Source organism: Perlucidibaca sp. (assembly GCF_057084925.1).
This window is the reverse complement of sequence record NZ_JBXMRC010000027.1, coordinates 1-19,927: the sequence shown is the minus strand read 5'-3', so window position 1 is coordinate 19,927 and position 19,927 is coordinate 1. Positions and strand designations below refer to the sequence as shown.

Genomic DNA, 19,927 nt, shown 5'->3' with positions numbered 1-19,927 from the left:
AAAAAGCCCGGAACGAATCCGGGCTTTTTAACGCTAAAGCGTACTTACATCATACCGCCCATGCCACCCATGTCCGGCATCGACGGGGCCGAAGGCTTGTCTTCCGGTGCATCAGTGATCATGCATTCGGTGGTGAGCATCAGAGCAGCAACCGAGGCAGCGTGCTCCAGTGCCGAACGCGATACCTTGGTTGGATCCAAGATACCCATGGCCAGCATGTCGCCATACTCACCCGATGCGGCGTTGTAACCGAAGTTACCCGAGCCTTCTTTGACCTTGTTCAAGACCACCGACGCTTCTTCACCGGCATTGGTCACGATCTGGCGCAGTGGGGCTTCCATGGCGCGACGTAGGATGTTGATACCGGCAGTTTGGTCATCGTTATCGCCCTTGAGAGTTTCCAAGGCTTTCACCGCGCGAACCAAGGCAACACCACCACCCGCAACCACGCCTTCCTCAACCGCTGCACGTGTGGCGTGCAGGGCGTCGTCAACGCGGTCTTTCTTTTCTTTCATTTCGATTTCGGTGGCTGCGCCAACCTTAATCACAGCAACGCCGCCAGCAAGCTTAGCAACGCGCTCTTGCAGTTTTTCTTTGTCGTAGTCGGAAGTTGCTTCTTCGATCTGCATGCGAATTTGCTTCACACGGGCATCGATTTCATCCGACTGGCCGGAGCCATCGATAACCGTGGTATTTTCTTTCGATACGATGACTTTCTTGGCATGGCCCAGATCGTTCAGAGTAGCGTTTTCCAAGCTCAGACCGACTTCCTCAGAAATGACGGTTGCACCGGTCAGGATAGCGATGTCTTGCAGCATGGCCTTACGACGATCGCCAAAGCCTGGCGCCTTCACGGCACATACCTTCACGATGCCACGCATGGTGTTGACCACGAGAGTCGCCAGCGCTTCGCCTTCCACATCTTCGGCGATCAGCAACAGTGGCTTGCCCGACTTGGCCACGCCTTCCAGCACCGGAATCAGTTCGCGGATGTTGGAGATTTTCTTGTCCACGAGCAGGATGTACGGATTATCCAGCTCAGCGGTCATGGTGTCCTGCTTATTGGCGAAGTACGGGCTGATATAGCCACGATCAAACTGCATGCCTTCGACAGTGTCCAAGCTGTCTTCAAAGCCCGAACCTTCTTCCACCGTGATCACGCCTTCTTTGCCGACTTTTTCCATGGCTTCGGCAATTAGGTTGCCAATGGTGGTGTCGGAGTTGGCGGAAATGGAGCCGACCTGAGCAATGGCCTTGGTGTCGGTGCAGGGCTGCGAGTTCTTCTTGATCTCGGCCACGGCCACGCGAACGGCTTTGTCGATACCGCGCTTCAAGTCCATTGGGTTCATGCCGGCAGCTACGGCCTTCATGCCTTCGTTGAGGATAGCCTGAGCCAATACGGTTGCCGTGGTGGTGCCATCACCAGCAATTTCGGCGGTCTTGGAAGCGACTTCCTTGACCAGCTGAGCGCCCATGTTCTCGAACTTGTCTTTCAGCTCGATTTCTTTCGCCACGGACACGCCGTCCTTGGTGATGTGCGGCGCACCGAATGACTTGTCGATCACGACATTGCGGCCTTTCGGGCCCAGGGTCACTTTCACGGCATCGGCCAGGATGTTCACGCCAACAATCATGCGGGCACGAGCGCTATCGCCAAACTTTACTTCTTTAGCAGCCATTTTCTTCTTCCTCTAATAGGTTTCATTCAACACGGGCAAGCCTTACCTGCCCACCGGCGTTACTCAGCCTTCGAGTACCGCGAAAATTTCGGATTCCTTCATCATCAACAGCTCTTCGCCATCGACTTTGACGGTGCTGCCGGCGTACTGGCCGAACAGAACTTTGTCACCGGCTTTTACATCCAGAGGACGCACGTCGCCGTTGTCCTTGATGATGCCGTTACCAACCGCGACGACCACACCCTGCGATGGCTTTTCAGCCGCCGAACCCGGCAACAAAATACCGCCAGCTGTTTTGGTCTCTTCTTCTACGCGACGAATGACGACACGATCGTGCAAAGGACGAATTTTCATCTGAACCTCCTAGGTTTGTTGCAATAAAGGGGTGTCGGCTTAAATTACCGACTTGTCATCACTAATGGGGGAGGGAATACCGCGCTTCAAGGGCAAATCGATAAAAAATTGCAATGTCATGGCCGATAGGGTCGCTGTTGACCGGCGGACTCGCTAGAGTAGCGTCAGCCGATCAGAGAAGTCGCCATGTCAGCCGACCGTTCCACCTCATTTTTTCACGCGTTCACCCAACCTGCTGCACTGACCTTATTTTTGTTTGGGTTCGCATCCGGGCTCCCATTTCTGCTTGTCGGCGGCACACTTTCGGTGTGGTTAAAGGAAAGTGGTGTTTCATTAGAAGACATCGGTCTCATCAGCCTGGCCGGTCTGGCCTATGCCTTTAAGTTTGTTTGGGCCCCCTTGGTGGATCGCTTTCGCCTCCCGCTCATAAGCCGTCTTGGACAGCGTCGTAGTTGGTTGTTTGCGGCGCAGTTATTGCTCGCTCTAAGTCTGCTCGCCATGAGTATGGTGACGCCGATGGGCTCGCTCAGCAGCTTCGTCATGATTACGGTAGCAGCCGGTTTTGCTGGCGCCACACAAGATGTTGTGGTTGATGCCTATCGCATTGAAATCGCCCCTGCCGAACAACAAGGCGCCCTCGCCGCGACCTATACCTTGGGATACCGTCTAGCCCTGCTTGTATCGGGCGCATTAGCTTTGCTGTTAGCGGACCACTTGCCCTGGGCGCTCATTTATCAACTCATGGCAGCGATCGTGGCGCTCGTCCTCTGTGTCACGCTCTGGGCACGCGAGCCTGAACGCCCAGCAGTGATTGCAAGCCATGAAGCCTTTTGGCCTGCGCTTGCACACAGCGTTGTTGGCCCCTTCAAGGACTTCTTTTCGCGATATGCCGGCGGCCTAGGCTTAGCCCTGCTGCTCTTTATTGGCCTGTTCAAAATCTCCGATCAAATGCTCGGCGTCATGGCACTACCTTTCTACTTAGACTGTGGCTTCAGCAAAACTCAGATTGCGGCCGTGTCGAAATTGTTTGGCGTGTGGGTAGGCATTGCCGGCGCATTTCTGGGGGGCGCCGTGGTGGTTCGCTGGGGCGTGCACAGGACTTTGCTAGTCGCCATGCTATTGGGCGCGATCAGTAATCTGCTGTACTTATTACTCTCTCAGTACCCTGCCAATGTGAATGTCTTTGTTGCGGTGATTGGCGGCGAAAATCTGTCCGGAGGGTTTTTAGGTGCCGCCGCAGTGGCGTGGCTTTCCAGCTTGGTCAACCAACAATATACCGCGACTCAATATGCCCTTTTCAGCTCGTTAGTCACGCTACCGGGCAAATTAGTCGGTGGTTTCTCAGGCTTTATGGTGGCCGACATGGGGTACGGTGGTTTCTTTATTTTCTCTACGGTTGCCGTCATACCCGCGCTGATCCTGTTCGCTTGGATAGTGCCTCGTCTGCAGCAGCGCACGATTTAAAATGAACAAATCGTCATTTATGACGGCGTCGCGCCTGCTTGGACACAATTCTAAAACAAATCGTTATACAACCTCCCTCGAGTGCGCAGCTTTGTATCAATAGGCTACTCACACTATTAAGAAAGAGGGAACACCATGAAAATCAAACAACTAGCACTGGCAATATTTTCCGCCAGCGTTGCAGGAAGCGCACTAGCCGGTGGCTTCTCACTTTCCGAACAAAGCGTTTCCGCCATGGGCACGGCGAATGCTGGCCGTGCATCACATACTCAAGATGCTTCTGTCGTTTTCAATAACCCAGCTGCCATGCACCAACTGAAACAGGCGCAGTTCACGCAAGCCGTCGCGTTTATTGATGCGCAGACGAAGATCAAAAATGCTGTAGGCGGACTGCCAGGCGGTACAAACGAAGGCGACATCGTTCCGCACACTTTCATTCCTTCTGGCTATTTTACGTCAGGTGATAAAGGTGGCTGGGCTTGGGGCGTTGCTACTTACGGTAGCTTTGGCCTGAAAACGAATCATGAAGAAAGCTATGCCGCGCGCTACTTGGGCGATAAGAGCTCCGTTAAAGTCACCACCATTCAGCCAGCCGTTAGCTACAAATTGAATGATAAAGTTAGTGTGGGTTTTGGCCCGACGATTAACAAATTAGAGGCATATTTAAGTAAATTTGGTGGGCCAGCAGGGCAAGTCGAGCTCGAAGGCGATGATATGGGCTACGGCTTCAATGCTGGCACGCATTTTCAATTAAGCCCAAGATCGCAACTAGGCGTAGTTTATCGCTCCAAAGTAAAGTACAAAGTCGATGATGGTTCTTTGAAAGCATCTAGCTTTGGCACTTTTTCAGCAAGCACCGGCCTTTCTACACCGGAAAGCGTAGAAATTGCTTTGAGCCACCAACTAAATAACAAAACCACCTTGCATGCTGGCAGCACTTGGACGCGCTGGAGTCGTCTCAAAGAATTAGCCGTCAAATCAACTGCTCCTGTACCCGGCCTTGACAACTCTGTCGAAACCTTCAATTGGAAAGACTCCGTTGGCTACTCAGTTGGCATTACCCATCAACATTGCGAGAAAATCGAACTACGCGCCGGCCTAGCCTATGACAACTCCCCAGTTGCTCCGGCAGATCGTTCTGTGCGCCTTCCTAGCGGCGATCGTCGCGTAGCCAGTATCGGTGCAGGCTATAAGCTGAGTCCAACGCAAACGATTGACGCTTCTTATACCTTCTTAGAGGAAGAGAAAGCAGAAGTACGCCATACATCAGCCCCACCGTACTCCGCCGACTTCCACAACCGCGCCAGCGTGTATGGCCTGCAGTTCACGCAGAAGTTCTAAGCGGTTTAATAAGTCCGCTGAACGTTGCAAAAAGCCCGACCAAGTGTCGGGCTTTTTGCTTAAAGCGAGTGTTGCAGACTGTTCAGTCATGGCGGTCCTTGCAATACTCCAGAACAGCTAAAACAATTTCGTCGCTGCTTCCTGCCAGCGCACAACCTGACCGGAGACCGTCATGCAAGGCCAGATGCAAGAACGCCCCCTGCTTATTTCGCAACTCATTGACTTCGCTGAACGCTTCCATGGCGATGGTGAAATTGTCAGTCGGCGCGTGGAAGGTGACATACACCGATACACCTATGCAGATGCCGCGCTGCGCTCTCGCCAAGTCGCCAACGCGCTGGATCGCCTGAATGTTCCTATTGGCGAGCGAGTGGGCACTTTGGCGTGGAACGGTTACCGCCACTTTGAGCTTTATTACGGCGTTTCTGGCAGTGGCCGCGTGCTCCATACCATCAATCCCCGCCTGCACCCTGAGCAAGTCGCTTGGATCATCAATCATGCGGAAGACGAAGTTGTCTGCTTCGACCTCACGTTTGCGCCCATCCTGAAAGCCATTCACACCCATTGCCCGAAAGTGCGGCAATGGGTAGCTCTGTGCGACGCCGATGCACTACCCAGCGACACCGGCATCCCGAATCTAATCAGCTACGAATCCTGGATCGCGGGTGAAGCCACAACCTATGCTTGGCCTGAGCTTGACGAAAGCGTCGCTGCCTGCCTTTGCTACACCAGTGGCACCACCGGCAACCCCAAGGGCGTGCTCTACAGCCATCGCTCCAGTGTGCTGCACGCGTACGCAGCCGCCATGCCAGATGTGATGTGCCTGTCCGCGAAAGACAGCGTGTTACCCGTAGTGCCGATGTTCCACGTCAATGCCTGGGGCATCCCCTACACAGCCGCCGCAACAGGCTGCAAGTTGGTCTTTCCAGGACCCGCCCTCGATGGCAAGTCCATCTATGAGCTGCTAGAGGCCGAAAAGGTCACTTTTGCTGCGGGTGTTCCCACCGTCTGGCAGATGCTGCTCGGCCACTTACAGCAGAACAATTTGCGCTTCAGCACCTTGCAGCGCACCGTCATTGGCGGCTCGGCTTGCCCACCGGCCATGATCCGCATGTTCAAAGACACCTATGGCGTCACCGTATTACATGCTTGGGGTATGACCGAAATGTCTCCACTGGGCACGCTCTGCACGCTCAAAAACAAGCACCTGTCCCTGCCGGAAGATGAACAACTCAAAATCCTCTGCACGCAAGGCCGCCCCGTTTTTGGTGTCAGCATGAAAATTGTTGATGACCAAGGCCGCGAATTACCGCATGACGGCAAGGCGCAAGGTGAGCTGCTGGTCAGTGGCCCCTGGATTGTGCGCTCGTACTTCAAGGGCGAAGGCGGCGATCCGCTGATCAACGGCTGGTTCCCGACCGGCGATGTCGCCACCATCGATGCCGATGGCTATCTGCACATCACCGATCGCAGTAAAGATGTGATCAAGTCAGGCGGTGAATGGATCAGCTCCATTGATGTCGAGAACATCGCCATGGCGCATCCTGCGATTGCGATGGCCGCCTGCATCGGCATGCGCCACCCCAAATGGGATGAGCGGCCAATTGTGGTTGTGGTAAAAAAGCCAGGGGCCGATGTGGCACGCGAAGAGCTGCTGAAGTTCTACGAAGGCCGTATTGCGAAGTGGCAAATTCCAGATGACGTCGTCTTTGTCGATGCCATTCCACTGGGTGCTACCGGTAAAATGCAAAAAGTGAAATTACGCGAAGAGCTCGCGGGATACACCTTGCCAGGGCTATAAAAGCAAGATGAGACGCTCACCCATTTACACCCTATCTGCTGTTTTCTGGGTGAGCGCGCTCGGCTCAAGTGGCCTGATGGCCTCAGAACCGTCGGCATCGCCCGAAGTCGGATTAGCCTCATGGTATGCCGACTCAATGCAAGGCAAGCGCACAGCCAGCGGTGAGCGCTATAACAAATTGGCGCTTACCGCTGCTCACCGCACACTGCCCTTGGGTACCTATGTGATGGTGGAAAATTTACGCAACGGACGCAGTGTGCGCGTCAAAATCAATGATCGCGGGCCTTTCCACCGCTCACGCGTTATTGACGTGTCAAGAGCTGCCGCTGAGCGGCTTCACTTTATTCAACAGGGTCATACCCGCGTCAGCATTACGCCCGAATCTCCGTAAGCTCACACCCCGATTTTCAGCCACAAAAAAGCCCTACGACTTCCCAAGCTGCTAAACAGCAATTCGAGAAGGCGCAGGGCTTTTATGTGTTCGCTTAGGCGGACTTTTTGTCTTTCACCAAGAACGCTGCAAGTGCTGGCAAAACAAAGATCGCACCGAGCATGTTCACCATGAACAGGAACGCCAGCAGAATACCCATGTCAGCCTGGAACTTCAGTGCCGAGAATGCCCAAGTACCCACGGAAATGCTCATCGTGACAGCGGTAAACATGGCCGCCGTACCACGCTGTTGCAAGGCTTTGTGGAAGGCATCCTGCAGCGACTCACCATCGGCCAGCGAGTGCTTCATGCGCTCGAACAGGTAGATGCCGTAGTCCACGCCCACGCCAACACCCAAGGCAACCACGGGCAGCGTCGACACCTTCAGACCAATGCCCAGCGTCGCCATCAGCGCGTTGCAGAGCACGGCCACAATCGCCAGCGGTACCACGATGCAGAGCACGGCAGCCACCGAGCGGAACTCGGCGTAGCAGAGCAAGCTGATCGAGGCGAAGAGCAGAATCAGCATGATGACTTCAGCTTCATCCACCGCTTCGTTGGTCGCCGCCATCACACCAACCGGGCCACTCGCCAACTTGAAGTCGATCTTCTTCTGCGGGTTCGCCGCCACATAGTCCTTAATTTCTTGGATGATGTGGGTGATCGATTCGCCTTGGTGATCCTTAGTAAAGATCAGCACCTGCATGGCGCTGCAATCGGTGTTGAGCAGGCCAGTGCCGGTATCGATTGGCGTTACCGCTTGAGCCAGTACATCGCGGTTACGCGAGTGTACGCGCCAGCGGGGGTTACCCTCGTTCCAGCCCGCATTGACGACCTTGGAAGCGCCAGCCAGCGAGATAGTGCCTTGAACGCCATGTACGTTCTTGATGTGTGCTTCGAAGCGGTCCACCGCATCCATGACTTCGAAATCAGTACAGGCGCCATCGATGTTCTTGCCCTGCACAATGACCGAGAGCAGATCAACGCCGATCGAGAAGCTGTTAACAATGGCATTGATGTCTTGGTTATACACCGAGTCATCACGCAGCTCAGGAATACCCTTGCCGAGGTCGCCGGTCTTCATGTCACGCGACTTGATTGCCGCACCGGCGAGCAGCACCGCCGTCATTGACAACACAACTATGGCCGCCTTCGGGGTTGCAAACACCTGAATGCGCTTCCACAGCCACTCGCCACGATCTTCGCCGCCCTGCTTGCGCAGCTTCTCGGTTTCCGCTGGGCTCAGCTTCAGGTAAGACAGCAGGATGGTCAGCAGCATCTTGTTGGTGACGATCATCACCGCTACGCCCAAGCTCGCGGTCACCGCCAGTTCACGCACGATATCAATGGCGATGTAGATCATCACCATGAAGCCGACCGCATTCGCTAACAGCGCCATTGCGCCCGGAACAAACAAACTCGAGAAAGAATTCTTGGCCGCTGTGAAGCCATCAGCACCGGCAACGACTTCCAATTTCCATGCATTCGTCATTTGCACCGCATGACTGACGCCAATGGAGAAAATCAGGAACGGTACAAGAATAGATAGCGGATCAATACCAAAGCCGATCAGTGGCAAGATACCGAGCAGCCAGACCACCGGTACAAAAGCGCAGATCAGTGCCAGGCCCGTGAGCTTGGCCGATCCGGAGTACCAGAGCAGCAAGAGTGCCGTAATAAAGAACGCCACCACGAAGAACACTAGAACGCCCGCAGCACCTTCAGCGATGTCACCAACAGCCTTGGCAAAACCGATGATGTGGACGCTGACCTTGTCGTTACCATACTTGGCACGAATCGCCTCGAGCTTCTTGGCCACGGCTTGGTAGTCGAGTTTCTCGCCCGTGTTGGGATCCACTTCGAGTAACTCAGCGCTCACCATCGCGCCCTTGAAGTCATTGGACACCAGACGACCGACATGACCGGATTTGAGCACGTTGCCACGCACCAGCTCGAGGTCTTCCGGGGTGCCGGCGAAGCTGGCTGGGATCACATTGCCACCGGAGAAGCCCTCTTCCACCACCTCGATGAAGCGCACATTCGGCGTGAACAGCGAGGTCACGGTCGGACGGTCAATACCGGGCAGGAAGAACACTTCATCCGTCACGCCCTTGAGCGTCTTCAGAAATTCAGCGTTATAGATGTCTTGGCCATCTTTGGTTCGCAGCGCAATCAATACACGGTTAGCGCCACCGAATGTCTTTTGATATTCGGTGAAGGTCTTCATGTAAGGGTGTTCCAGCGGAATCATCTTGGCAAAGCCAGCATCCACGCGTAACTGCGACGCCGAAATCGCAAGCAGAACCGTAATGGCAGCAAACAAACCTAAGAAAAATTTGCGTCGTCCGAACAGCAGATCAGACAACGACTGCACAAAATTTTGCATCTTCATGGTCATTAATCCTGATCAGTTCGTGGCAGCAGAGTGCAGGCCTTTTTCGCCAAACACATCCGCACCGGTAGCCGTTGGCAGTACCGATGACAACATGGGTCGACCTTCAACCTTGGTATTGGTAAAGGTCTGAGCGCCGTCGCGGCTGATCAGCAGCTCGCCATTTTGCCCAGCCACCAACACACGCCCATCCGCGGCAATAGCTGAACCAAACAAAGAAGTGGCAATAGGCACGGCGACTTCAACAAAGGACGCGCCATTGTCGTCACTACGCAGGAGCTTGCCACGCATGCCATACATGATCACTTGGGTGCCACCCAAAGGCTGCACACCGAAATAGGAACCGGCATAAGGTGAATCCACCTTCTGCCAGTTCGCACCTGCATCCGTAGAACGCAGGATCGTGCCGGCTTCGCCAGCAATCATCAGCGTGCCATCGGCCAATTTGGCGATCGCATTCAAATGTCGATCCTCGCCCTCCGGCAGAATAAAGCGGGACGTCCACGTCGTCCCGCCATCCGCGGTTTCCAGGAATAAACCGTAAGCGCCAATCGCAATAGCACGAGTGGCATCCAGCTGCACTACGTCGAAAATCGGTGTCTCTGCTTCAGCATCAATGAAGACTTGCTTCCACGTTTTCCCTGCATCTGTGGTGCGCAAGATGACCTGATCGTGACCCACAGCTAGACCCTGTTGCGCATCAAAGAAATGCACACGTGTCAGCGTCGACTCCGTAGGCGACTTTACCGCCAGCCAAGGCGACTTGGCATCGACTTGGCGAAAAATCCGCCCACGCTCACCAACAGCCACGCGCGCATTGCCTACTGATGCTGCTGACATGATCATGGTGGTCTCAATGCGCACTTGCGTGGCTGGCTTTGGATCACCTGTGCGATGCGCAAAGGCATAGCTCAGAATGACGGCTACAAAAGCCAGAAACAGTGCCGGAACCGCTTTCGACATGGTGATCTACTCTTTTATGTTAAGAATCAACGTGTGCCAGCACCGCGCAAGCTCGACGGCGAGAAATCTGCCGCGCTGCGGTTAGTACGGACATATACCGTGGACTCTTCGTTGGTCATACCCATGGCCAAGAATCGGCCGGACTGCAGATCGTGATGCACTTCCACGCCTGGGCCAATACCTGGAATGTCGTAGAACTGTTGCGAATGCTGCTCAGCCACACGCCAGAGTTGACCGCGAGCATCGTACTTGTCCACCGCCAGGATGTTCCAAGAGTCTTCATCAATGTAAAAGGTACGACGTTGATAAATATGACTTGTGCCGGCTTTCAGCGTGGCATCAACGACCCAAACACGGTGTAGCTCATAACGAGCATGCTCTGGGTTGATGTGGCCAGGACGCACGATGTCAGCAATCTTTAGCTTTGGGCTGTTTAGGCGATAGCTGTTGTAAGGAACATAGATTTCCTTTTTACCCACCAACTTCCAGTCGTAACGATCGGTCGCACCGTTGAACAGGGTGAAGTCATCGTTAGTACGCAGACCATCGGCAGCCACACCGGGGTTGTCATAGGCCACGTTGGGTGCCAAACGAACACGACGCTGGCCAGGGTTGTAAGTCCAAGCCGAACGCGGGTTGGCGATTTGATCTGCGTATTCATGCACGAGCAGAATCTGGCCAGCCAAACGAGCTGGTGCAGTCACCGTCTGCATGAAGTTTGTGACTTTGTTCTTTTCGCGCTGAGCTTCCGACTTCTTCAAATTGTTGTAGTGGAAATCGTACGAGTATTCGAATCGAACCGGGGTGTAGGCACCTTCGCGCGTTACTGCAACCTGCGTGGTATTCACGTCAAAAGTATCGCCCCGATAAGCCACAATGTGGTTCCAAATCGGCTCTACGCCTGTTTTTGGGATGGGGAATGGCACACCCACCGAAGTGCCGGTAAAGCCATTACCACCACTGACCAAGTTCACACGCGTTGCGTTCGCTTTGGACGCATCGTAAATGGCTTTCGGGTAACCCGCGCTACGCTGAGTCGGGTACACCTTCATTTTCCACGTTGGGTACTTCTTCAACAAAGCCTGTTGGCCCGGGGTCAAATTAGCCGCGTACTGCGCCATGTTGCCCGCCGAAATTTCAAACTTTGGCTTATCGCCGGGATAAGGATCGGGATAATGTCCACCGGGCTTGAATCCGGCCACCGGCGTGGTGATACCACCGGTCCACGCAGGAATCGTACCCGCGGCATTGCCAGCCTTCTCTGCACCCATTGGGGTCAAGTCTGCACCAAGACGAGCGGCGTCAGCACCCGAAACAGCGGCCAGTGCACTCGCACTGAGCGCCATCATGGCTGCAGTTAAAAATAGGGGTTTGAGGTTCATAGAAAACTCCACGTTGTTTTAATTAAAATGAGTAGCTCAAGCTGGCCGCAACAAAGTCGCGGTCGATGCTTGGGTTGGCGATGCTTTCGAATTTTCTGGATTGACCAGCAGGTAGCGCTGTGGGGCCAGTTGGCAGCGAACACAATTGGTCCCCAGTTGCCACCGGCAACCCGGGAATCCCTGTGAGTGGACCGACTGAGCTGGTAAGCCCAACAGTACAGTCGACGCCCTTAAAGACACGGCCACCAAAGAAATTGGTGTATGCGATGTCAAAGTTCCAAGCTTGGTTATAGGTGCCGTTTAAGCCCAGTGAAACAGCCTTCACATCTTCAGTGAAAAACTGACTCACACCCTTAACATCGTGCGAAAACACAACACGAGGCAAAAGGTTCACACCGGCAAAGGCATCGGTGTACTCAAAACGAGTAATTAAACGATAGCCAAAGGATGACTTAGTGGCATAGCCCTCGTCACCCGGCTGCACAGCGCCATTCGCAATTAACGGGGTTGGATAATTCAGTAACACCCGATTCTGAGCGGAGGGTAAATACGTAGCTGGACCCGCAAACTTCAAGTTATCTGGCAGATCCTGAAAAAAGTAGGCCGCTTCTGCCAGCAAAATAACTTGCTCAGCACCGAGTAAATTGGGAATAGATTTTGTTCCCGTGAACTGCACCTGATGCGCTTCTACCCGCTTGAAGCCTGTGATTTTTTCGCCAGGCGCTTTAGCTGCACCATTAGAGTCCGAAGGCACATCGCTTCCAAAACCGGCTTGGTTTGGCAAGCCGAGAGCAGCCAAGGTTAGCTCCACTGTGGCTAGCTGAACAGGCAGATTGGGGCGATAGGAATATTCACCCTGCAGAGCAATGCCAAAGGGGCCCGGGGTATTCATATTGACACCAAAAAGCTGAATATCTTCAGGATATTCTGCAAAAACACTGGCTTTAGTAGCGTCTCGCTGACTTGGCACACAATTCAGCGCCCCGCCCGGCGGAGGATTCTTACACGGAGCTTGCAGGAGGCTCGCTAACGGCAAGCGTGAGTGGTAATTAATACCGTAGAGCGCCATTTCAGAGTTATTGAACCACGGCAAGAAAAAGCGCAAAGCACCGCCAAACTGACCATCATCACGCGCATAGCGATCTGGACCGCGCGGAATAGTAGAGTTCTCTATAGCAGCACTGCCGTGAGCATTATCTGGCGTGCGTCCAAAGCCGGTGAAGCTTTGCGTGCCGCCCGGACTAAATACGTCAGTTGAGCTGAAGAATGTTCCCAGCGGATCAATTCGGAACGGCTCAAATTTGAACTGGTTAAACAATTCCAGCGAAATATTGTCGGTCAGCTGCTGTGAGACATAAAGCAGAGGGACTGGAATAAAGGCTTCTTTCAGCTCAGCTCCCGGCGTACGTAAACGCGTCAAATCCACCGGGTTGATGACGTTAATCCCCCCCTGAATCAGGGTACTTTCACCCCAGCTCAACACTTGACGGCCCAAGCGAATATTCATCGTCTTACCAGCGATGTCGAACTGCGTACGGAAATAGGCGTCAAACAACTCCGCGTCAAAGTCCAAGCGCTTATGTGGAATGATGCCCAAATCACGCTCAGTCGCGCCCTCGTCACTGAATTCAGGACTGCTTAAGCGAAAACCGAAATCTTTGTTGGCCGCTGCGATGTCAGTGAAATAGCCAAAGCGAGCGAAAAAACCTGTATCACCATAGGAGATATCAAAATCGTGGCTACCCTTCAATACGCTCGAAAAAATCTCACCTTTTTCATAGTTTAAGTTGCCATTGTCTTCATTGACGCTACGCGAAGTACCGCCATTCACAATGCCAATGACACGTTTATCCGGATCTTGTGTTCGCACAGACACACCAGCGGAAAATGTCGAGTCAAAAGTAATTTTGCCCTCCCCGCCTGCAAAGTCCATAGAACCTGCGTGAGCCATGGGGAGAATGCCTGCTAGAGCAATAGCGAGTGACAACTGGCGAGGAGCAAATGGATATGTGCGAGAACTAGGCGTAACGGAAGAGAGATTTCGCTGCAGCATAGCGCACCCTTAATTGTTGTTTTTGTGTAAATTAAAAAGCAGATCTATCTTTTAAACTTTTCAGGGTCAACACGCAAGAAGGCAACACAAATTTGCAACAAGTTGTTCAAATAAAAAGCATTTTAGATCGATAAAGCTCTGTGCAACTCGACCTTTGTTAATTTTTTGTATTGGACATTCATTCAGCAAATCGCCACAATTTCGCCGTTCTTGAGTGTCCAGCTTAAACGCTGGTCTGCCTATGTGCAGACGGGAAGTTGGTGAAAGCCCAACGCTGCCCCCGCAACGGTGACCCTGGTAAACGTGCTCATCCGCCACTGTCTTTTGATGGGAAGGCGAGCACCCGAGGCAACTAGCCCGCCAGTCAGCCCGGAGACCGGCTCAAGTTCATACGGCCAGCGCGGTGGGCGCTCATTCCGGAGCATGCGCTCGCCCTCACGGCGGGCGCGGTCTTCGTGCTGGCATTTCCCGAACGACTGTTTGCGGGGATGCAAACAGCATTGAGACATGACAGATGAAGTTTTTACCTTTCGCCTTAGCACCCGTGGCACTAGCCATCTCCGTATCTGCCCACGCTACAGACACCACTTCGGCCCTAAACGAAGTCGTGGTGACAGCCAGTCGTGCTGCTGAAAACACCTCGGAAATTTCTGCCAGTACAACCGTCATCACTCGCGAGGACATTGAAGCCCGCCAGTCGGTTTCTCTCGCGCAGCTACTATCCTTGGCAGGTGGCATTGATGTCGCGTCAAATGGCGCTCCCGGCGCATCCACTTCAGTATTTATGCGTGGCACTAATTCCAATCATGTTTTGGTATTGATTGATGGCGTGCGCGCAAACACTGCCAACGATGGGCGCTTTGATTTCTCCTTGCTTCGTCCAGAAGATATTGAGCGCATCGAAATCGTACGCGGCGCACGCAGTGCTCAATACGGCTCCGATGCCATTGGTGGCGTCATCCAGATTTTCACGCGCAAGACCAGTCGCAACTTTGTCGCTATTAGAGCGGGTAGCTTTAAGACGCAAGAGCTTCAAGCCGGTGTAGGCATTATCAAGGACCTTGACCATTTGTCACTAACGGCCAGCTATGCAGATCTCGACGGCTTCTCTGCACGCAAGGCACCATCCAACCAAGATCGCGATGGCCAACACAGCAAAAGCGCACAAATTAATGCCAGCAAGCAACTGGGTGAAAAGTCCATGTTGCAATTCAATGCTATTTATCAAGATCGTCAGGTTGAGTTCGACCAAGGCCTTTCGGACGAACAACTCAGCAATGCTCGCGTCGCCTTCAGTCACGCCACCACGGCGAATTGGCAGCAAACCCTCGAGCTAGGCTACAACCGCGTTGAGCGCGACAACACATTAGACGCTAGCCGCTTGCAAGGTTCTTGGGTAAACCAAGTCAACTTGGGCAAGGCTGGCAACCTCATTGCTGGCATTGACTATCAGCAGGAAGAGATCAATACAGGCGATTTTGGTTACGACAAAACCATTCAAAGTCATGGTGGCTTTGTCACGATTGAGTCCACGCTTCAGAAGTTAGGTATTAATGCCAGTGCACGCCGCGATGAGCATGAGCGCTTTGGTGGGCATAATACCGGCAGCCTAACACTGACCTATCCTGTGGCCACTAGCTTGCGCGCTTATGGCACTGTGGCCTCTGCATTCAAAGCCCCAACCGCCGAACAATTATTTTCATTGGGCTTTAATGGCTTCTGTGAAGAAGATGGCGATTTTGATTTTGATGACTTTGGCCCTTGCTTTGTTGGTAACCCAGCGCTTCAACCTGAAAAATCCAAGCAACGTGAACTAGGTATTCGCTGGCAAGTCGCTCAGCAGCACACCCTCACTACGAATGTTTATGACAACGAAATTCGTGGTCTGATCACCAATGATTTTGCCTTCCCCAACAACTACATCAACCTCAATCGTGCACGCATTAAAGGCGTTGAACTCACGGCACAGGGTAAACACGGCATCTTTAACTACCAAATCAATGCCAATAGTTTAAAAGCCAAAGATGATAATGGTGACGACCTGCTCCGCCGCCCGCGTGGCGGACTCAATGGACTGTTTATGCTGCAGCCAAGCTCACGCTGGAGCGTGGGCACGGAAGTGATTGCACGTAGTCATGCTAAAGACTTTGGCAACGCTGGCATCGAGCGCATACCCGGCTATACCCTCGTCAATTTGCTCGGCCAGTGGAAAGCAACGCCCCAACTGACATTGGGCCTTCGTGCCGACAATGTGACGGACAAGCAATATGCTCAAGTGATCGGTTTTAATACGGCCGATCGCAGCGGCTATGTCACCGCACGCTACTCGTTCTAAGCAGGAGCACCCTCATGGGCAACCGCCTTTCCAAAATCTATACCCGCACAGGCGATGATGGCAGCACGGGGCTAGGCGATGGCACCCGCGTTAGCAAGGATGCTATCCGCGTTGAGGCCTATGGCACGGTGGATGAAACCAATGCTCAGGTGGGTTTACTGCGTGCAGGGTTGGCGGCAGATCATGAGGCGCAGGTCATGCTGGAGCATATCCAGCATGACTTGTTCGATGTGGGTGGCGAGTTGTGTATTCCAGGCTATACGCTGGTGACGCAGGCCTACATTGAGCGACTGGAGACAGCCATCGATGGCATCAATGCTGACTTGCCCGCGTTGAAGGATTTCATCCTGCCAGGCGGCTCGCTGCCGGCAGCCCAAGCCCATGTGGTACGAACTATCTGTCGCCGTGCCGAGCGGCGCACGTTCACGCTGAGTCAGGTGGAGAGCATTAATCCGTTAGCGCTGCAGTACTTAAATCGCTTGTCTGACTACTGCTTTGTGCTGGCTCGACAGCTCGCACGAGAAGGCGGTGGACAGGAAGTGCTCTGGCGCAAACGCAACACATAGCGCTGACTTACTGAACACGCTGATTCGTTGGCGTGTTCACGTAGGAGTGCAGGTTACCGTCGTCGGTAAACAGTCGCCGAGCCCTGTCGTAATAACGCATCCAGTAACGGTTATCGAGCGTATCGATCTGCACATTCTTGCCTGTTCGTGGCGCATGCACAAAACGATCTTCACCAATGTACACACCCACATGATTAATGCGGGACGACTTACCTAAGCGGAAAAACAGTAAATCCCCAACAGCCAGCTCGCGGGTTGTTACATCTCGCCCCGCCAAATTAGCCATTTCAGCGGCTGTTCTTGGCAGCGTGACGGTGCTGATGTCGCGATAGATGTACTGCACGAGGCCACTGCAATCAAAGCCGGACTCCGGAGATGTGCCACCAAACTTGTAGGGAGTGCCCATCAGTGACAGCGCCATCATGGCCATATCGTCTGCCGCTGCCGGTGGCACAGCCACGCGCAAAGAGTCTGCTGGGTCTTTATCCGTAAAATAGGCAAACGGGGCTGCTATTGCACCGGTGCTGAATAGTGTGAAGGCAAGCAATAAGCGCCCAAGCCAACGTTGAATCATGCTGCTGAACTCATTTTTATCGTGAATAAATGCAGCATTCCGTGCTGAATAGATCATGTTATTTCAAAAAGGACGCCTAAGGTCAACCATTCGTTGACCTCGGTCAGTGTTTCAGCATGGATTTTGCCGGTTCAACCCGTTATGTTGCGCATCAGTTTGCTGTTCTCGGAGTACACCATGCATCCCATCGCACAACAACTTATGAACGCTCAACTCCAATTTGTTTTAAAGGAGCTTTCGGGCGATGCACTCAGTGGGCATTTGCAAAAGGAGGCTAACGCCTATTGCGATTTGCTCGAGCGCATTTCAGTTCGCCAGTTGTTTAGCGAAGAAGTTATTGCAGGCTGGATTGAGCGCAATATTTTGGGCTACGAGCCCACGGAAGCGCTTCGCCAACAAGCGGTGATGTTAGTGGAGATGGGCCTTAACAACCCTAATCATCAGCAAATGCCCATGCGCCAGCTGATCAACCGCCAAATTTACGATTTTATGGTGGAACGCCTTGTGTCCCGCCCGGCGCTGCGGAGTGAAGTCATTCATTCGGTCTTGGGCAGCCCGATTTACCATCGCATGCTGTCTGATTTGCTCTTTCATGCCATCCAAGATTACCTACTCACAGAGAACCCCCTGTCTCGGAACGTGCCCGGCATGTCTTCGCTGCTGAAGGCTGGCAAAGGCATGATGGGCAAGATCGGAAATCTCGAGCAGACCATGGAAGCCACGCTGAAGAAATATCTGCAGGCGAATGTGAAGTCGACTGCTGCCTTCAGCGAGAGTTTGGTAAACAAAGCGCTGAATGAAGATCAACTGCGCGCCTTTGCCGATCAGTTGTGGCCACACCTCGAAGCTTATGAGCTGGGTCAAGCCAGCCGTCATTTAGAAATTGAAGGTCTGAGTTACATGGCGATGGTGTTTTGGAACCAAATTCGACAGACCGACTTCATGCGCCAGCAAGTAGCCTATCTGATAAAAGGCTGGTATGCGCACGCGGGCGACCAAAAGGCCATGGACGTTTTGCTGAGCCTAGGGATTACGCGCAAACAGATCGTACGTGAAGTGGTTGCCGTGGGCACGCCGCTAGTAAATGCCTGGGTGGAGTCAGGTTATTTCGAACGTCGTATTGCTGAACACCTCGAGAGTTTCTTTAATTCTCCAGAAACCACTGCTTTGCTCTCAGGATCTTCCGTATGAACTCAGCGAATTTAGCCGACATCCGTCTTGATTATGGCTTACGCGGCCTAAGCCCAGAGGACTGTCATGCAGATCCGCTCATACAGCTTCAAGCATGGCTAAATGAAGCACTGAGCGCTTCTGTACAAGAAGCCACTGCCATGAATTTGGCGACTGTGAACCCAGAGGGTCGCCCGAGCTCGCGCATCGTTTTACTCAAAGGCATAGACGACGGGCAACTGTGTTTTTTTACCAATTACCTGAGCCGAAAAGGTCAGGAGCTGGCAGAGAGCCCCTTCGCCGCGGTGACCTTTTTCTGGCCCGAATTAGAGCGTCAAATTCGCGTGGAGGGACGCATTGCACCGCTGAGTGCCAGTGCCTCTGATCAGTACTTCGCATCGCGCCCTTACGCCAGCCGGATTGGCGCTTGGGCCTCTGCACAAAGCCAGCCACTGACACACCCCGACGCATTGCGTACCCGGGAGCAATCGTTGAGGGAGCAATACCCCATCGATGTGCCACGACCACCGCATTGGGGCGGCTATGGCCTCACCCCTGATCGTCTGGAGTTTTGGCAAGGCCGACCCAGTCGCCTGCATGATCGCGTGCTGTATTTACCGGATGGCAAAGGTCACTGGCAACGCAGCCGCCTGCAACCTTAGGCTGGGTTGTCGATATCAATAAATTGGTGGGTGAGACCCAGCTCTTTCGCACACCAATCGCCTAAGGCCTGAACCCCGTATCGCTCGCTGGCATGATGACCCAACGCCCAATAATGCAAGCCGGACTCTCTCGCCGCATGCACTGTTTGTTCAGATATTTCGCCACTTAAGTAAGCGTCAACACCCAGGGCAATGGCTTGATCAATAAAGCCCTGCGCCCCGCCGGTACACCACGCAACACGCGAAATAGGTTTATCACTGCCCGCAATATGTAAGGGCTTTCGTTGCAATACGCGCTCGATGTGCGCGGAAAAATCCGTCGCCAGCAGTGGCCTAGCAAGCTCACCGACATCACCTACGGCACGGGGATCATCGGGAAAGAGCGGGCCATTTCTGAGCAGCCCAAGGCGCAAGGCAAGTTGCGCGTTATTACCCAGTACGGGATGTGCATCCAGCGGCAAATGATAGGCCAGCAGCGACATGTCATGCGCTAACAACTTCGCTAAACGACGACGCTTCATGCCGGTGACTTCAGGGCGCTCACCTTTCCAGAAGTATCCGTGATGCACCAAAATCGCATCGGCATTAAACGCGATGGCAGCATCTATCAAGGCTTCGCTAGCCGTCACACCCGTGATAATCCGATTAACCTCGGATCGCCCCTCGACTTGCAAACCATTAGGGCAGTAGTCATGAAACTTCTTCGCTTGAAGTTGGTCATCGAGTGCTCGTACAAACGCGTTAAGTTGCATCATTAACCT

Annotated in this window: 16 protein-coding genes and 1 riboswitch; of the genes, 8 read left to right on the top strand and 8 right to left on the bottom strand. The window is 53.5% G+C overall.

What is annotated here, in order from left to right:
• Positions 1–44: 44 nt before the first annotated feature.
• On the bottom strand, positions 45–1,679 hold the full coding sequence (gene groL, locus AC14IB_RS07875; RefSeq protein ID WP_484231362.1) for a chaperonin GroEL: 1,635 nt from the start codon (positions 1,677–1,679) through the stop codon (positions 45–47).
• Between the two features lie 63 nt (positions 1,680–1,742).
• Positions 1,743–2,033: a co-chaperone GroES gene (locus AC14IB_RS07870; protein ID WP_484231361.1), complete on the bottom strand. Its 291-nt coding sequence runs from the start codon at positions 2,031–2,033 to the stop codon at positions 1,743–1,745.
• A gap of 186 nt (positions 2,034–2,219) precedes the next feature.
• On the opposite strand from AC14IB_RS07870, the gene AC14IB_RS07865 reads away from it, so the two are divergent.
• The 4 genes from AC14IB_RS07865 (at position 2,220) to AC14IB_RS07850 (ending at position 7,030) form a co-directional block, all read left to right on the top strand.
• A complete protein-coding gene (locus tag AC14IB_RS07865; RefSeq protein WP_484231360.1) occupies positions 2,220–3,497 on the top strand; it encodes an AmpG family muropeptide MFS transporter in 1,278 nt (425 codons plus the stop codon).
• A 135-nt stretch (positions 3,498–3,632) separates the two neighbouring features.
• Positions 3,633–4,838, top strand: a complete 1,206-nt coding sequence (locus tag AC14IB_RS07860) for an OmpP1/FadL family transporter (protein WP_484231359.1) — start codon at positions 3,633–3,635, stop codon at positions 4,836–4,838.
• A gap of 172 nt (positions 4,839–5,010) precedes the next feature.
• The gene (locus AC14IB_RS07855) at positions 5,011–6,639 is read left to right on the top strand and encodes a 3-(methylthio)propionyl-CoA ligase (protein ID WP_484231358.1); all 1,629 of its coding nucleotides are present in this window, start codon (positions 5,011–5,013) and stop codon (positions 6,637–6,639) included.
• 7 nt (positions 6,640–6,646) lie between these two features.
• Complete coding sequence (locus AC14IB_RS07850; RefSeq protein ID WP_484231357.1) at positions 6,647–7,030, top strand: septal ring lytic transglycosylase RlpA family protein; 384 nt, start codon at positions 6,647–6,649, stop codon at positions 7,028–7,030.
• Positions 7,031–7,124: 94 nt separating this feature from the next.
• Here AC14IB_RS07850 and AC14IB_RS07845 read toward each other — a convergent pair whose 3' ends face one another.
• From AC14IB_RS07845 to AC14IB_RS07830, 4 genes are read right to left on the bottom strand one after another with little or no spacing between them, the layout of a single operon-like run.
• A complete protein-coding gene (locus tag AC14IB_RS07845; RefSeq protein WP_484231356.1) occupies positions 7,125–9,461 on the bottom strand; it encodes an efflux RND transporter permease subunit in 2,337 nt (778 codons plus the stop codon).
• Between the two features lie 15 nt (positions 9,462–9,476).
• On the bottom strand, positions 9,477–10,424 hold the full coding sequence (locus tag AC14IB_RS07840; RefSeq protein ID WP_484231355.1) for a WD40/YVTN/BNR-like repeat-containing protein: 948 nt from the start codon (positions 10,422–10,424) through the stop codon (positions 9,477–9,479).
• Between the two features lie 26 nt (positions 10,425–10,450).
• Entirely contained in the window at positions 10,451–11,806 is a 1,356-nt protein-coding gene (locus AC14IB_RS07835; RefSeq protein WP_484231354.1) for a DUF1329 domain-containing protein, read from the bottom strand.
• 22 nt (positions 11,807–11,828) lie between these two features.
• Complete coding sequence (locus AC14IB_RS07830; protein ID WP_484231353.1) at positions 11,829–13,859, bottom strand: DUF1302 family protein; 2,031 nt, start codon at positions 13,857–13,859, stop codon at positions 11,829–11,831.
• A 195-nt stretch (positions 13,860–14,054) separates the two neighbouring features.
• Positions 14,055–14,258: riboswitch (cobalamin riboswitch) on the top strand.
• Between the two features lie 115 nt (positions 14,259–14,373).
• Here AC14IB_RS07830 and AC14IB_RS07825 point away from each other — a divergent pair.
• On the top strand, positions 14,374–16,194 hold the full coding sequence (locus AC14IB_RS07825; RefSeq protein WP_484231352.1) for a TonB-dependent receptor domain-containing protein: 1,821 nt from the start codon (positions 14,374–14,376) through the stop codon (positions 16,192–16,194).
• A 14-nt stretch (positions 16,195–16,208) separates the two neighbouring features.
• Positions 16,209–16,760 carry a cob(I)yrinic acid a,c-diamide adenosyltransferase gene (locus tag AC14IB_RS07820; RefSeq protein ID WP_484231351.1) on the top strand — a complete coding sequence of 184 codons (552 nt, stop codon included), beginning with the start codon at positions 16,209–16,211 and terminating at the stop codon, positions 16,758–16,760.
• A gap of 7 nt (positions 16,761–16,767) precedes the next feature.
• Here the strand turns inward: AC14IB_RS07820 and AC14IB_RS07815 are convergent, their stop codons facing one another.
• Complete coding sequence (locus AC14IB_RS07815; RefSeq protein ID WP_484231350.1) at positions 16,768–17,334, bottom strand: C40 family peptidase; 567 nt, start codon at positions 17,332–17,334, stop codon at positions 16,768–16,770.
• Between the two features lie 177 nt (positions 17,335–17,511).
• Here AC14IB_RS07815 and AC14IB_RS07810 point away from each other — a divergent pair, with 177 nt between their 5' ends.
• Both AC14IB_RS07810 and pdxH read left to right on the top strand, forming a co-directional pair.
• Entirely contained in the window at positions 17,512–18,525 is a 1,014-nt protein-coding gene (locus AC14IB_RS07810; RefSeq protein WP_484231349.1) for a hypothetical protein, read from the top strand.
• Positions 18,522–19,166: a pyridoxamine 5'-phosphate oxidase gene (gene pdxH / locus AC14IB_RS07805; protein WP_484231348.1), complete on the top strand. Its 645-nt coding sequence runs from the start codon at positions 18,522–18,524 to the stop codon at positions 19,164–19,166. The genes AC14IB_RS07810 and pdxH overlap by 4 nt, the downstream gene beginning before the upstream one ends.
• On the opposite strand, the gene AC14IB_RS07800 is transcribed toward pdxH, so the two are convergent.
• Positions 19,163–19,921, bottom strand: coding sequence for a Nif3-like dinuclear metal center hexameric protein (locus AC14IB_RS07800; protein ID WP_484231579.1), 759 nt, complete (start codon positions 19,919–19,921; stop codon positions 19,163–19,165). The two genes, pdxH and AC14IB_RS07800, sit on opposite strands and share 4 nt — an antisense overlap.
• Between the last annotated feature and the right edge of the window lie 6 nt (positions 19,922–19,927).